The 15,779-nt window shown below is 56.9% G+C and carries 10 protein-coding genes; 9 read left to right on the top strand and 1 reads right to left on the bottom strand.

Going from position 1 to position 15,779, the window contains the following annotated elements:
- Window positions 1–879: a carbohydrate ABC transporter permease gene (locus CDO73_RS22905; RefSeq protein ID WP_088490844.1), complete on the top strand. Its 879-nt coding sequence runs from the start codon at window positions 1–3 to the stop codon at window positions 877–879.
- Window positions 880–920: 41 nt separating this feature from the next.
- Window positions 921–5,405 carry a carbohydrate binding domain-containing protein gene (locus CDO73_RS22900; protein WP_088490843.1) on the top strand — a complete coding sequence of 1,495 codons (4,485 nt, stop codon included), beginning with the start codon at window positions 921–923 and terminating at the stop codon, window positions 5,403–5,405.
- 116 nt (window positions 5,406–5,521) lie between these two features.
- On the opposite strand, the gene CDO73_RS22895 is transcribed toward CDO73_RS22900, so the two are convergent.
- Complete coding sequence (locus CDO73_RS22895) at window positions 5,522–6,601, bottom strand: S8 family peptidase (protein ID WP_179218805.1); 1,080 nt, start codon at window positions 6,599–6,601, stop codon at window positions 5,522–5,524.
- Window positions 6,602–7,139: 538 nt separating this feature from the next.
- Here CDO73_RS22895 and rpiA point away from each other — a divergent pair.
- The 7 genes from rpiA to CDO73_RS22860 all read left to right on the top strand — a co-directional run bounded on the left by rpiA (window position 7,140) and on the right by CDO73_RS22860 (window position 15,767).
- Entirely contained in the window at window positions 7,140–7,811 is a 672-nt protein-coding gene (rpiA, locus tag CDO73_RS22890; protein WP_088491033.1) for a ribose-5-phosphate isomerase RpiA, read from the top strand.
- A 58-nt stretch (window positions 7,812–7,869) separates the two neighbouring features.
- Window positions 7,870–8,505 (top strand): GNAT family N-acetyltransferase, encoded by a 636-nt coding sequence (locus CDO73_RS22885; RefSeq protein ID WP_088490841.1) that lies wholly within the window; start codon window positions 7,870–7,872, stop codon window positions 8,503–8,505.
- A 170-nt stretch (window positions 8,506–8,675) separates the two neighbouring features.
- On the top strand, window positions 8,676–9,785 hold the full coding sequence (locus CDO73_RS22880) for a cobalamin B12-binding domain-containing protein (RefSeq protein WP_179218804.1): 1,110 nt from the start codon (window positions 8,676–8,678) through the stop codon (window positions 9,783–9,785).
- A complete protein-coding gene (locus CDO73_RS22875) occupies window positions 9,785–11,461 on the top strand; it encodes an ATP-binding protein (RefSeq protein ID WP_088490839.1) in 1,677 nt (558 codons plus the stop codon). The genes CDO73_RS22880 and CDO73_RS22875 overlap by 1 nt, the downstream gene beginning before the upstream one ends.
- Window positions 11,462–11,532: 71 nt before the next feature.
- Window positions 11,533–11,961 carry a GNAT family N-acetyltransferase gene (locus CDO73_RS22870; RefSeq protein ID WP_088490838.1) on the top strand — a complete coding sequence of 143 codons (429 nt, stop codon included), beginning with the start codon at window positions 11,533–11,535 and terminating at the stop codon, window positions 11,959–11,961.
- 174 nt (window positions 11,962–12,135) lie between these two features.
- Window positions 12,136–12,624, top strand: a complete 489-nt coding sequence (locus CDO73_RS22865) for a MarR family winged helix-turn-helix transcriptional regulator (protein ID WP_088490837.1) — start codon at window positions 12,136–12,138, stop codon at window positions 12,622–12,624.
- A complete protein-coding gene (locus tag CDO73_RS22860) occupies window positions 12,621–15,767 on the top strand; it encodes an MMPL family transporter (protein WP_088490836.1) in 3,147 nt (1,048 codons plus the stop codon). Before CDO73_RS22865 ends, CDO73_RS22860 begins: the two co-directional genes overlap by 4 nt.
- The last annotated feature ends 12 nt before the right edge of the window (window positions 15,768–15,779 follow it).

Here is a 15,779-nt window from a genome sequence, read left to right as displayed (position 1 = left end):
TTGTATTACAAAACAAAAGGCTATCGGCTGTTCAGCATCTTCAACTATACCTTTTTGGGCATCTTGTCGCTGCTGTGCATTCTGCCGATCGTGCATATCTTGGCCGTCTCGTTCAGCAGCATGGCGCCAGCTTCCGCGAATCTCGTAGGCTTCTGGCCGAAAGGCTTCACCACGGACGCTTACGTCAAAACGTTCGGCAATTCCAACTTTATCGATTCGCTGCTGGTCTCGGTCAAACGGACCGTGCTCGCGACCGCGATCGGCATGTTCGTCATGCTGATCACCGCCTTCCCGCTGTCCAAAGAAGATCTCAGCTTCAAAGGCCGCTCGATCTATACGTGGTTCTTCGTGTTCACGATTCTGTTCAGCGGCGGCTTGATTCCGAGCTACATCCTGATTCAGAAGCTGGGCTTGATGGATACGATCTGGGCGCTGGTGCTTCCCGGGGCGTTGTCCGTATGGAACGTGATCTTGATGATGAACTTCTTCCGGGGCCTGCCCAAAGAAATGGAAGAAGCGGCTTACCTGGACGGTGCGGGCCATTTCAAAACGCTGATGCTCGTGTACATCCCGCTGTCCATGCCGGCGATCGCGACGCTGTCGCTGTTCACGATGGTCGGTCAATGGAACTCTTGGTTCGACGGCATGATCTACATGTCCGACGTCAAAAATTATCCGCTGGCTTCTTTGCTTCAGACGATTATCGTCCAGCAGGACCTCAGCAAGATCAACGTCGATCCGTCCATGCTGGAAAACGTGTCGCAGCGTACCGTTCGCGCGGCGCAGATCTTTATCGGCGCGCTGCCGATCTTGATGATCTATCCGTTCTTGCAGCGCTTTTTCGTAAAAGGCATCGTGATCGGAGCAGTCAAAGAATAGACGGCTCCTTTGAACGAAATAGATTCGCGGGAGGAATACGAGTGAAAAAAAGCTTGGTTTGTCTGGTAGCGAGCAGCATGATCGCGTCGTTGGCGGTTCCGGCAGCAGCCGGAGCGGCAGAAGGAAAACCGCAAACCGCAGCGGAACGGGGGCAGGCGTCTAGCCTGCTCTCGGCTCCCTACACAGATTTGCAAGGCCATTGGGCCGAGAACGCGGCGGCGCGCTTGCGGAGCATGGCGCTGAGCGAAGGGTACGCGGACGGCACGTTCAGACCGGGCGAACCGATCAGCCGCGCCGAATTCGCGGTCATACTCGACCGGGCCTTCGGATTCGCGGGAGATCAAGCAGCGGGGAGCTATGTCGATCTTAGCGAAAAAGATTGGTATTACGACGCGCTTACGCGGGCAAGCGGCTCCGGCATCCTTCAAGGAACCGACGCTTCGCATCTGTCTCCCAAGCTTGCGATTACCCGCCAAGACGCGATGGTGATGGCCGACCGCGCGTTCGGATTATCGACGGGCGGCGAGAACGATACGCTGAATGCCGCGTTCCGAGACGGGCAGGACGTTGCCGGTTATGCCAGACAAGCGTTGAGTTACTTCGTTAAACAGAAAATTGTAAACGGATACAACGGTGGTCTGAATCCGAAATCCGAGATTACGCGAGCGGAAGCCGCCGTGCTGCTGTCGTCGATGATCGCCGATGTCCGCAGCGTTCCGGGAACTTACGAATCCGACGTTAACGGAAATCTGATCGTGAGATCGGCCGACGCGACGTTGAAAAATATGACGGTTAACGGCAATCTGCTGTTGACGGAAGCGATCGGGGAAGGCACGGTAACGCTCGAAGGCGTGACCGTTACCGGAAGCGTGATCGTTCGAGGCGGAGGGAGCCATTCGATCAACATCCAAGATTCCAAACTGAATCGGGTCGTGGTCGACAAAAAATTCGTTCCGGTCCATCTCACGATGACGGGAACCACGCAGATCGAAGAAATGGTCGTCGAACGGCAATCCGAATTGGAACTTGCGGCGGAGAGTACGATCGCGACATTGAAAGTAAATAGTCGGGCCGCTCGTACGGCAATCGAAGGTACGGGCGTGATCAAACAGTTTGAAGTGAGCGCGGCGGACGTGTCGCTAAACGGCAAAACGGTCGCACCGGGACGATACGCGGACGGCACGGCGCCTGGAAGCGTTCAGGTTCAGTCGACGCCGTCTAAACCCGCTTCGCCTTCGGCTTCTGCCGGCGGCGGAAATTCTTCGAACACGGGCGGAAACGGGTCTTCGAATCCCGGCGGCACGACACCTTCCGTTCCCGGTACGCCTTCTGGAGAAAAGCCGGTGCCGTCCACGACCATTCCGGACGAACAGTGGCAGATGGTCTGGAACGACGAGTTCGACGGCTCCGCCGTGGACGCGTCCAAATGGACGGTCCAAGATACCGAGCTGGTGTATAACAACGAACTGCAATATTACAGCCCGGACAATACGCGCATCGCCAAAGACGGCAGCCGCAGCGTGCTGCAGATCGAAGCCAAAAAACAGCAAAAAGGCAGCAAAAATTATACGTCCGGCAAGCTGATCACCAAAGAAAAAGGCGATTGGACGTACGGGAAAGTCGTGGTCAGAGCGAAACTTCCGACGCAGCAGGGCATGTGGCCGGCGATCTGGATGATGCCGACGGACGAAGCGCATTACGGAGGCTGGCCGGCTTCCGGCGAGATCGACATCATGGAACTGATCGGCGGCGCGGGCAAAGACCACGAAACGTACAGCACGATCCACTACGATTCGGTCAAAGCGGACGGTTCGCACGGCCATGATCAAGGCAAATTCACGCTGCCGCAGGGCGAATCTTTTGCCGACGATTATCACGATTTTCAAGTCGAATGGCTGCCGGGCATGATCCGGTTCTACGTGGACGGCAAGCTGCATCATCAGATCAACAACTGGCAGACGACGGCGGCCGGGCAGCCGGAGAGCTATACGTTCCCGGCTCCGTTCGATCGGCCGTTCTATCTGATCCTCAATCTGGCGGTCGGCGGAGATTGGCCGGGAGCACCGGACAGCGCTTTCGTTTCCGAGCAGATGAACGTCGATTTCGTGCGGGTCTATTCCTATAAGAATCTGGATCAATGGCCCGACGTGACGTCGGCTCCGATCGAGCCGGAACGTCAGCGCGCGCCGCAGGCGGACGGCAATCAGATTTATAATGAAGCTTTCGCTAAAGGATCGGACGCGAGCGGCGTGCCTGCCGACTGGAAATTTATCGAGAACGCGGGCGGGAAAGGCAAAGTCGAAGTAGTCGACGATCCGGTCAAAGGCCGAGCGGCCAAAGTCTCGATCTCCGAAGCCGGAACGGAAAGTTATTCGATCCAGTTGACGCAGATGCCGATGTACCTGCAGAAAAACAAAAAGTATAAAGTCGAGTTCGAAGCGAAAGCTTCGGCGAACCGGACGCTGCGCTCCAAAGTCACGCAGTTCGAGAAAAGCTGGACGAACTATTCCGGAGAAAAATCGTTCCCGATCACGACCGATTGGCAGCCGTACAGCTACGAATTCGATATGCGCGGCGGTTCGGACAATAACGCCCGGTTCGAATTCAATCTGGGGCTGGAAAAAGGCGAGGCGTGGGTAACCAACGTCAAGTTGACGGAGATCGGCGAAGCCGATCCGGTTCAAGTCGAACGCAAAGCGCTTCCGGACGGCAACTACGTCTATAACGGCACCTTCGATCAAGGCAAAGAACGCCTCGGCTTCTGGAAGACGGAGATTCAGCCGGGAGCGGAAGCGCAGGTATCGGTCAATAACTTCTTGAAATTCCCGATCATGGAGCGGCAGCTCGTGGTCGACGTCAAGAAAACGAACGGTCAGCCGCAGCAGGTCGCCGTCGTTCAACCGGGCCTCAAGCTCGAAAGCGATACGGCTTACGGATTCTCGTTCGAAGCCAAAGCCGATACCGCAGGAATCATGGATCTCGGATTGTCGACGGCCGAAGGCCATGACGTGCAGATCACCCAAGGACAGCAGCTTCAGATCGCTTCCGAGATGAAGACCTATTCGGGCGAGATCTCGATCGGAGCGGGCGAGCAGGTCGCGACGTCGGAACTCCGACTATTGTTCGGCGGCTCGACAGGCAAAGTCTACGTCGATAACGTCCGGTTGACCAAACGCGGAAAAGCGGTCGGATTCTCGAATTACGTCCATATCCCGGCAGCCGACGCTTATGCGATGCAGGGCTTGCAGCTCGAAGATTCTAGCGAAGGCGGCAAACACGTCAGCTATATGGACGAAGGCGATCGCCTGCAATTCAAGATCACCCCGGCAGGCGACGGTCCTTATATCTTCTCGACGCGGATGGCCAGCGCCAAAGCCGACGCGAAGGTTCGGTTCTCGGTGCAAGACGAGAACGGTGTCGACGTCGCGAACACGGATCTCGTATTGGGCGATACCGGCGGCTGGCAGACTTATCGCACCGTATACCTGCCCGCGGTTACGCTGGAAGCCGGCAAAACGTATTACGTGAATTTCGAAGGCAGCGAGTACAACACGCGCTGGCTCGACATTTCGCGCAGCCAAGTGAAGAACGGCGAGTTGAGCGCGGCTGCGGCGGATTGGACGATTCCTTCTGCTGCGACGGCAACGGCTTATAGTTCCGAGCAGGGCATCAGCCTGACGCTGCCGAGTACGACGCAGAACTGGTGGGACGCGATCTTGCAGCAGGGGCAGCTCTCGCTCGAAGCGGGCAAAACGTATCGTTTGAGCTTCGACGCTTCGGCTTCGGCAGACAAATCGATACAGGTCGTCGTGTCCAAGACGGGCAGCGACGAAGTCAAATATTTGGATCAGCCTGCGGCCTTGACGACGGCTTCTCAGTCGTATGCGTATACGTTCACGATGGGCGAGACGGCGGACGACAACGCTTTGCTGAATTTCGGTCTGGGCAATCCGCCGACGGCGGCAGGCGAGCATCAAGTATCGATCCGGAACGTGCGATTGTTCGAAGTCAATTCGGCCGCCGATCAAGGAGGTCAACCGGTACAAGTCAATCTGATCGCCAACGGCGACTTCTCGAACGGTACGACCGGTTGGTTCCCGTATGCCGCCGGCGACAAACCGGACGCTCTGACGATCAGCGCCGATAACGGCAAATTGCAGGCCAAGATCGCGCAGGTCGGAGAAAATCCGTGGGATCGGCAGTTGATCCAAGAAGGTTTTGCCATGCAAAAAGGCTATACGTATAAGCTGACCTTTACGGCCAAAGCGGACAAAGCGCGCAAATTGGGCTTAGGCATCGGCTGGGTAGACGTGCCCGCCAATTACGAATGGACCGGGTTCTACGGCAACCGAGTAGACCTCGCGACGGAAGAACAAGAATTCACGTTTACGTTCCCGGCGACCGAAGACAGCTACGCGAACAGCCGGATCGTGTTCGATATGGGCAAGATCGACGGGACCGAGCAGGCGGATACGACGATCGCCTTGTCCGGAATCAGCTTGGTCAATCTGGGCAAAACGCAGTAAAACGCGGCGCATCTCCAAAAACGCCCTTCCTCCGAAAAATATCCGGGGGAAGGGCGTTTGTTTTGCCGGGCAAAGGTATATCCCGGCAGTATTCGAAGCCGAACCGAGTCGCACAATCAAGGCGAAGTCGGGGCAGCGGAAGCGCTGTTGTTCGAAGCCGGCACGTTCGAAGAAGAATCCGCTGCTGTCGCTTCGGCGATGACCGAATTTTTGCCGATCAACTGGTCGAACGAAATCAGTCCGTATCCGTATTGGGGATCGCGTCCCGGCGTGCCCAGATCGATTGCACCGAGCTGCAATGCGGTCCGGATCTGGTCGGCGTTCAACGTCGGGTAAGCTTGTTTCAAGACGGCCACCATACCGCTGACGAAAGGTGCGGCCGTGGAAGTTCCTTCGCTGATCTTATATTTGCCCGAGATGCTGCTGCTGACGATGCCGACGCCCGGCGCGGAAAACTCGACTTGGTTGCCCGTGCCGGAGAAGTCGGCGCGTTTCAGATTGGAATCGACAGCCGCGATCGCGATCGTTTCCGGAGACTGGGCCGGATAAGCGAGCGTATCGCCGCTGCCGTCAGACTTGCCGGCATTGCCGGCGGCTACGATCACCGTAATTCCTTTTTCGTTCGCTTTGACAAGCAAGTCGTCAACGGCCGGGGAATCCTGCGGGTAGGATAACGACAGATTGACGACATCCATATTGTTGCGGATTGCCCAGTCGAGTCCTTCGGCTAAAGACGTCGTCGAACCGTTTCCGTCTTTATCCATGACTTTGACGGCATAGATAGAAGCGTCCGGGGCAATGCCTTTATACGCTTTGCTTTTAGCGCCGATGATTCCCGCTACGAACGTGCCGTGCCCGTTATCATCCTCGTAGGAAGAAACGCCGTCGATCGTGGAAGTTCCGCCGCTGATCTTCAGTCCCGATTCTTCGGAGATGCCCGTGTCGAGCACGGCGATCTTGACGCCTTTGCCGGTATAACCGGCTTGAGCCGCTTTAGCGGTGTCGATAGCTCCGTAACCCCATTGTCCTTGTTTCAGCTTGGAAGCGGAAGAAACCGGGGTCGAGGCAGGCGTTTGATCGTTCGGCAGGATCGAACTTTGCGGGAGACCTTTGTAATCTCGGCTCAGTTCGATCGAGGCGATCGAATCGTTGCTGCTCAGCTTGGCAAGACCTTCCGCATTCGTGCGCAGTGACATCATCTTCATATCCCAGTAGATATGGTACTGCAAATCGTGCGTGACGTTGAGAGCGGCGCGCTCTCCGGTTTGATCCGTATATTTAACGAAAATGTCGAAAACCGGTTTGGGAGATACGAAGCTGACCGGTTTATTTGTCGAATTTCGATCTGCCCATCCTTCGTGGTCGAAGCGCGTCGAAAGTTGAAAACCTACAACAGCAGTAAACAGAGTAACAGTGGTTATTATGGAGAAAAAAGCTTTTTTAGTCACATTTATAGGTTTCATATCTATTAATCTCCTCTTTTTTGCATTTTTCGATCTTATTCGATAGTTAGATATCGGATATTTTTCGAACATTTTAAAGGTCAAATGACAAATTCGACTAAAATTTCTCTAAAAAGTGATTTTATTCGACAAATTATGCAACTGTCTATGTAACGAAGCCGGCAAGCTTTCGGATCACACGAAATAAACACTGTCGCAGGAAAATTTTTTGCTTTACAATGAAGGAGGAAGGTTTTTTTACAAAATGTCGAATCGGGACGGAGTGGTAGCGATGAACACGAAAAAATTGGCCGCCGAGCGAGCGGTGGAATCGATAGAGGACGGTATGACGGTCGGTCTCGGAACGGGATCGACGGCTTATTTCGCGATCGAAAAGCTGGGGCAGCGCGTGCAAGAAGGACTGACGATCCGAGCGGTGGCGACTTCGAAACGTTCGGAAGAACAAGCGATCGGGCTCGGCATTCCGATCGTTCCGTTCGCGGAGGTCGGCATCATCGACATCACGATCGACGGCGCCGACGAAGTCGATCGCCGTCTTCAACTGATCAAAGGCGGAGGCGGCGCGCTGCTGCGCGAGAAAATCGTGGCGGCCCGGAGCGCGAAAATGTTCGTGATCGTCGGCGAAGACAAATTGGTCGATACGCTCGGCGCGTTTCCGCTGCCGGTCGAGATCGTTCCTTTTGCCCATGAGTGGACGCTGGACGCGCTGAAAGGGCTGCAGTTGAATCCCGAGCTCAGACTTGCGGACGACGGCGAACGATACATGACCGATAACGGAAATTACATCGCCGACTGCCGTGCGGAAGCGATCGAAGACCCCGCGGCGCTGCATGCCGAATTGAACGCGATTCCGGGCGTCGTAGAGAACGGTTTGTTCGTCGACATGGCGCACACGGTTATCGTGGGCCGCGAAGACGGCAGCATCGATACGCTCACGAGATAAGCCGATCGACCCGTTTCGCTTCCGATATATTCCGAAGCGGAAACGGGGGAACAGAACGATGCATGAACAGGAAAAGAAGGAATTTGCGGAAACGAACGAAAGCCGGGAAATCAAGACGCTGCTGCAAGGAGAAAAGGTTCGTCTGCGCAGCGTGACGCCGGAGGATTATCGGGAGTTGTACGCATTGGAATACGAAGACTCGGATCGACAATGGACAGAATGGGATGCGCCTTACTTCAAAGCGGAGGAACAGCAGGAGAGTTTCGAAGAATTCGTGCAGGGATACGAGCGGCTCAAGACGCGAGAACTTTCTTGGGAACCGAGGCTGCTGGTCGAGACGCCGGAGGGGCGAATGTTGGGTATCGTCTCTTCTTATTGGGAGCATCGGCCTTCCAATTGGTTGGAGGCCGGAATCGTGCTGTTTCGAAGCGATACGTGGAGCAGAGGGAGCGGGACCGAAGCGCTGAAAATGTATGTCGGTTACTTGTTCTCGCATCTGGACGTGCCTCGCGTAGGCATTACGACTTGGTCGGGGAACGAACGGATGATGCGGACCGCGTCAAGAATCGGCATGCAGGTGGAAGGTCGAATGCGCAAATGCCGAATCGTCGACGGTCAGCTGTACGATTCGATTCGGATGGGCGTCCTGCGGGAGGAATGGGAAGCGCTCTACGGTTCGCTTCGCGGAGACTGACGCGCCGCGCCGGGTTGCGCGCGGCGTTCCGGTATGGGAAGATGAACCCGAGGCGGGTGATGGAAGGCCGAAGCGCGGACATCGATAGGCATAACAACTGGGGGGGATGCGTAGATGGCCAAGCGAATACGAACAAGCCGATTGCGCCGCTTCCCGGGCGGGCGATTCGTATGACGGCGCAGGAAACGGAATCTTTGTTCGCCGATATCGAAGAATTGGCGCTCGAAGTCACGGAAGAACAGTATAAGATCCAGCCCGAGCTGATGGAGCGTTACGGTCGCCCGGGCTTCGAAAAGTCGCGAAGAGATGCGGTCTACACGCTTCATTATCTGGCGGAAAGCGTACAGATGGACAGTCCTTCGCTGTTCGTCCATTATATCGGATGGCTGAAGCAGCTTCTGGCAGGGTACGGTCTGAACGAAAAAGATATTCGGATCAAGCTGGAATTGATCCTCGGACGCATACGCGCGGCCGTGCAGGGGGAGGAACGGGAACGGGCGGTACGCATTCTGGAAATGGGGATTCTGCGAATGTCGGAACCGGCCGAACAACCGTCTTATATCTCGGAAGAGCAGCCGTTGGGTCAAGAGTGCCGAGCCTATCTCGATGCGCTGCTTCGCCGCGACCGTTCGGGCGCGTATGCGCTGATCGACGCGGCCATCGCAAGCGGGGCGAGCCTGCGCGAGGTTTATCGTCATATTTTTCAGACCTCGCAATACGAAGTGGGCCGCCTGTGGCAGACGCAGCAAATCAGCGTAGCCGACGAGCATTATTGTTCGGCGGTCACGCAGAGTGCCATGTCCCGTCTGTACGCCGATTGGATCGGTCTGAAAAAACAAGATCGCACAGGAGTTCTCGTCTCGGCTTGCATCGGCGGGGAGATGCACGAGATCGGACTTCGGATGCTGACCGACGTGTTCGAACTCGAAGGTTGGGAGACTCATTATCTGGGTTCCCGCGTGGACGAAGAAGAGTTGATCGAGACGGCGGCGAAAAGCGGTGCCGATCTGATCGCTTTGTCGGCTACGATGACTTTTCATGTCCATTTAATGAAGAAACAGATCGCGAGACTGCGAGCGGACGAGCGGCTGGCCGGCGTCAAGATCATGGTCGGAGGGCTGCCGTTCAACGTCGACGCGGCTTTGTGGCGGCGCGTAGGCGCCGACGGATATTCGCCCGATGCGGATCGGGCGCTGTTGGAAGCCGGTCGTCTCATGCGGATGAGCCGGTCGGAACGCGAGCGGACGGAAGACGTCGGCGCGGAAGGGGGACATGCTTGATGGATGTCGATCCGCAGCAAGAGATCGAGAGTCTGCGCGCCATCGTCGAAAATCTGAACGATCGGATCGTGCGCGGCCAACTTCAGGAAGAGAAGATCTTGAACGACTTTTCGGCGATGAACAGCGAGCTGGTCACGCTGCAGCGCGAACTGGCCCGCCGCAATGCGGAACTTCAGGAAGCGCTGCGCGAAGCCGAACGAGCGGGCGAAGGCAAAAGCCGCTTCTTGGCGATGATCAGCCACGAAATCCGTACGCCGATGAACGGGATACTGGGAATGACCGAGCTGCTGCAATCCAGTTCGCTTAGCGAAGAGCAACGAGGATGGACCGCGTTGATCGAGGAGTCGGCTTCGGCGCTGCTCGGCATGGTGAACGATCTGCTCGATTTGTCGAAGATCGAAGCGGGCGTACTGGATATCGAGGAGAAACCGTTCGATCTTCGCGAGGTAACCGCGCATGCCGTGCAGCTTCTTCAACCTCGGGCGGCCGCCAAGCGGAACGTGATCCGGTACGAAGTAGACGCGGCGATCGCCGAGCGTTTGAACGGCGACGCGACCCGCATTCGTCAGATCTTGATCAATCTGATCAACAATGCGAATACGTTCACGAAAAACGGGTTTATCCGGTTGTCCGTCCGTCCGGTCTTGGGCCGTACCGACACGTTCCGTTTCGAAGTGAGCGACAGCGGAATCGGCATCTCCGCGGCGAATATCGATAAGCTGTTTCGGCCGTATTCGCAAACGGAGGCCGGCAAAGCCGAGTCCGGCACCGGACTCGGGCTTACGATCTGCAAGTCGCTTGTCGAAGCGATGAAAGGACGGATCGGCGTCTTGAGCCGCGAAGGCGAAGGCTCCACTTTCTGGTTTGAACTGCCGCTGGTTCCGCTGGAGGAAGAGAAAGCGCCGGGCGCGGCGCTGCATATGATCTCGACTTTCGGAGCGGACGAAGCGGATCTGCCTATTCTTGTGGCCGAAGACAATCCGATCAATCGGCAGGTGATCGCGATGCAGCTGGGCAAATTGGGCTTGCGCGCGGTCGAGATCGTGCATGACGGACAAGAAGCTTTCGCGGCTTTTCTCAGTCGGCCTTTCGCGCTGATTCTGATGGACCGTCATATGCCGGATTCGGACGGAGTCGAAACGACTCGCCGGATTCGGGAATTGGAACGCAGCGAGATGCGGCGTCCGATTCCGATCATCGCGCTTACTGGCGATTCGCTCGAGACGGAACGCCAGATCTGCGCCGAAGCGGGCATGAACGATTTTCTGGCCAAACCGGTCGGGCTGGAAGCGCTGGGCGCGACGCTTCGGCGCTGGATTCCCAGAGCTTCCGAGCAGGCGCTGAACCCCGAGGTCGTGCGCGAGATTCTGGAATTGGACGACGGAGGCGAACCGGAAATTTTCCGCACGCTGCTTGAAGTCTACGAGCGCGAGACGCCGAACAAATTGATCGAACTCGAACGGCTGGTGCTGACGGGCGAGACGGAAGAAGGAATGCGTACCGCGCACAATCTCAAGTCCGGCAGTCTGACGCTGGGCGTTCATTATTTTGCCAAACTGCTTCAGCAGATCGAAAATTCGCTCCGCGAAAGCAGAGCGGAAGAAGCGCGCGACGTGCTGCCCAAGCTATGGGGAGCCTACGACGCGGCTTGCTCGGAACTGCGCCGGTTTGCCTGAAGAGGCGAACCGGTTGTTTCGTGTCCGAGCGAAAGACGGTACTCGAATAAACGATAGGAGGCTATACGAACATGCTGCAATCGGTCAAAAATCAGGTGCGCGATCCGCAGATCGCCGCGCTGGTAGAACTCTCGATCTTCCCCGATCCCGAACATCTGGAACGGGCTCTTGCTTTCTACGAAGAACAACCGGACGCCGAGCTTCTGGCTTACGAGGAAGGCGGAGACAAGATCGGCATCGTCGGTTTCAAGCCGAGCGGCGAAGGCGAGATCACGATCACGCATATCGCCGTGGAACCCGAAAGCCGGGGAGGCGGATACGGGCGCGGGATGCTGCTCGAACTGATGGTCCGGGAGAAGCCGCAGCGCGTTATCGCGGAAACGGACGAGGAAGCGGTCGATTTTTATCGCAACGTCGGCTTCGCCGTCGTCAGTCTGGGCATCAGCCCGTCGGGACTGGAACGTTTCCGCTGCGTGTACGAGGTCGAAGAAGAAGAATAAACCGAATCGCCTTATCGCAAGCCTGTTCCCGGATTTTCGCGGAACAGGCTTTTTGCCGCGTTCGCCGAGAGTTGACAGAGATAAGCAGAAAATATATAGTTTCATTGTTGAATAGTTTTATTATCGAACAGTTCGCGTGGAGAACCAATAGCAGGCGAAAAAGGAGGAGATGAGATGGACGAGCGGACTCGCCCGGATGCCGAGCTGCCGGCCGTAGACGCGAAAAAGTTGATTGATCGATTTCTCGCTTCTTGGCTGACGATCGAGAGAGGGATGGGCTCGGTGGTTCGAAGTCATATGCAGGAAGCCTTGACCAGCGATCAATATTATTTGCTTCAGCATATTATGCAGCACGGTCCTCGCACGTCGTCGGAATTGGCGGAGACGTTCAAAGTGGTCAAAAGTTCGATTACGGCGATCGTCACCCGATTGGTGGATCGCGGTCTGATCGAACGGACGCGCAGCGAAGCGGATCGCCGCGAAGTCTACCTGTCGCTGACGGAGCGCGGGCAGCAGATCGCCGAGCAGGTCGATCTGCGGATTTCGGAAGCGGTCGGCGTTTATTTGCGGCATTTTAAAGAAGAAGAAATCGAGACGGTCCTGTCCGGGTTCGAAAGACTGGCCCGTCTGGTTGTCGAAGATGGAGGCAGAGAGAAAGAATGAGAACCATACTGAAAGCGAGATGGCTGGTGCTGGTCCTCTGGATCGCGGTCGCGGTCGGATTGTTCCTGACGGCGCCTTCGATGTCGGATCTTGTCCGGGAAAAAGGCGGATTCTCCGTGCCGGACGGCTATACGTCGAAAGAAGCTTCGCAGCTGCTCGACGAATTGGCCGCTCAGGAAGGCGGTTCGGAAGGCACGACGATCGCGCTCGTGTTCCATGATCCGGCCGGTCTGAGCGCCGAAGAGAAATCGCAAGCGAAACTGGCGACCGAAGCGCTGGAGAAAAACAAAGAGAAGCTTCATATCAAATCGATTCTGAGCCCGTTCGAGCAGAGCGAGCTGGAAGAACAGATGGTGTCCAAAAACGGACAAACGATTCTCGTTTCGCTCAGCGCCGAAGTGGCCGAAGGCGAAGCGACTCAGGTGCGGGACGGCATCGAACAAACGCTGTCTTCTTATCAGGTCGACCATTATCTGACCGGTGAATCGCTGATCAGCGAAGATACCGTGCGCAGCTCGGAAGAAGGCTTGAAGAAATCCGAGTATATCACGGTCGTCTTCATCCTGTTGATCCTGATCCTCGTGTTCCGTTCGGTCGTGGCGCCGTTCGTGCCGCTGCTTACCGTGGGCATCAGTTACATCGTCTCGCAGAGCGTGGTCGCGTTCCTCGTCGACCGCTTCGATTTCCCGCTGTCGACGTTCACGCAGATTTTCATGGTCGCGGTCATGTTCGGCATCGGGACGGACTACTGCATCCTGCTGATCAGCCGTTTCAAAGAAGAAATGGGTCGGCAGGAAAACAAATGGGACGCGATCGTCGAGACGTACCGGACGGCCGGACGCACGGTGCTGGTCTCGGGGCTGGCCGTATTGGTCGGTTTCGCGGCGATCGGATTGTCGCAGTTCATGCTGTACCGTTCGGCCGTTGCCGTTGCCGTCGGCATCGCGGTCATGCTGCTGGCGATGATCACGATCGTGCCGTTCTTCATGGCCGTGCTCGGACAGAAAATGTTCTGGCCGTCGCGCAAAGCGATCGGCCATAGCGAGAACCGGCTGTGGGGCTGGGCCGGACGTTTCTCGCTGAAACGTCCGTGGGCCGCTTTCCTGATCGTGCTCGCGGTCTCGCTGCCGTTCCTGCTGACTTACAGCGGCAAGCTGTCGTTCAACAGCTTGGAAGAGATCCCGCCGAACTACGAATCGGTCGAAGGATTCAATATCATCTCCGACAGTTTCGGGGCAGGACAAGCCATGCCGGCGAAGATCGTCATCAAGAACGACGAAGCGATGGATAACGCCGAATACGTCGCGCTTGCCGAGCGGATCAGCCGCGAAGTCGGCAAGGTGGCGGGCGTGGATACCGTACGCAGCGCCAGCCGCCCGACAGGCGAAGAGATTAAAGACTTCAGCGTGGCCGATCAAGCCGGAACGCTGAAAGAAGGATTAGGCAAAGCGGGCGACGGTTTGACCAAGATTCAAAACGGCTTGGCCGACGCCAGCAAACAAATGAGCGACAATGCGCCGAAGATCGAAGAGGCGGCCGCCGGCGCGGATAAGCTGGTCAGCGGTACGAACGATCTCAAGACCGGCGTCGCCGAGCTCGGCAACGGCTTGTCGCGGATCGAGACCGGCATTCGTTCCGGAGCGACCGGCGCGGGACAGTTGAAATCCGGTCTTCAGCAGATGAAAGCCAGCGCGCAGCAGTTGGCCGATGCCAACGCCAAACTGCTCGCCGGTTACGAGCAGGTCGGAACCGGCCTGAACGCGCTGAACGGCGGGATGTCGCAGATCGGCGATCAGTTGAAAGCTCTGTCGGGCGCGCTGAACGGCGTGCAAGGCAGCTTCGGCAGTCTGGAGAAGAAATTCCCGCAGCTGCTTCAAGACCGGGATTATCTGACGATCCGCGGCACGGTGATGCAATCAGGTCAAGGCACGGCCGCTCTGGCGCAAGCTTTCGGACAGATTCAAGGTCAAGTGTCGCAGGTCGCCGCGGGAATCGGGCAGGCCAACCAAGGATACGCGCAGGCCGTATCCGGCGGGCAGCAGCTCGCGGCAGGATTCGATCAACTGATCGCGGGCATCGATCAGCTCGAAAGCGGGCTGAATCAAGCCGCGGACGGTCAAGGGCAGATCGTCGGCAACGTGCCGTCGCTGACGAACGGACTCGACCAGCTTCAAGGCGGCCAAGAGCAGCTCGCCAAAGGCTTCCGCGACCTGTCGGGCCAATTGTCTCAATTGACGGACGGCCTCGATCAGAGCGTCGACGGTCTGAAGCAGGTCGGAGACGGACTGGGCTCCGCGCAGGATTATCTGGGCCAACTGCAAGAAAACTCGGATTCGCAGCTCGGCGGTTGGTTCGTGCCGAAAGAAGCGCTGGAGAATGCGGATTTCCAGAAAGTCTTCGATACCTACATGTCGAAAGACCGCAAGATCATGACGCTGGACGTCGTGTTGAAAGATAATCCGTACAGCACGCAAGCGCTGGCGAACATCGACGATATCCGGGCGGCAGTCGACCGCGGAACGCAAGGTACCAAGCTGGAACAAGCCGACGTGGCGATCAGCGGGGTAACCAGCACGTTCGCCGATCTGCAGACGGTATCGAACAACGACTACAGCCGAACGGTCTATCTGATGATGGGCGGTATCCTGCTGATCCTGATTCTGCTTCTGCGTTCGATCGTGATGCCGATCTACCTGATGCTGTCGCTGTTCGTGACGTATTATGCGGCACTCGGCGTGACGGAAGCGATCTTCGTGCATCTGCTCGGCTACTCGGGCATCACATGGACGACGCCGTTCTTCGGTTTCGTCATGCTGATCGCGCTCGGCGTCGATTACAGCATCTTCTTGATGGACCGCTTCAACGAACATCGCGATCTCGATCCGAGAGAAGCGATCGTCCATGCGATGCGGAACATGGGCACGGTCATCTTGTCGGCCGTTCTGATCCTCAGCGGCACGTTCGCTTCGATGATTCCGTCGGGCGTGCTGTCGATGATGCAGATCGCGACGGTCGTATTGGCCGGGTTGGTCATTTACGCGCTTTTCATGCTTCCGTTCTTCGTGCCCGTCATGGTGAAGACGTTCGGGAAAGCGAATTGGTGGCCGTTCGTGAAGGAAGACGGCGGGGAAAGCAGGAAATAAACTTCGTTAAAG

This window comes from Saccharibacillus sp. O23 (genome assembly GCF_002205895.1).
Classification (GTDB): domain Bacteria; phylum Bacillota; class Bacilli; order Paenibacillales; family Paenibacillaceae; genus Saccharibacillus.
Note: the sequence above shows the minus strand (reverse complement) of the source record. Positions and strands in the feature narration are given on the sequence as shown.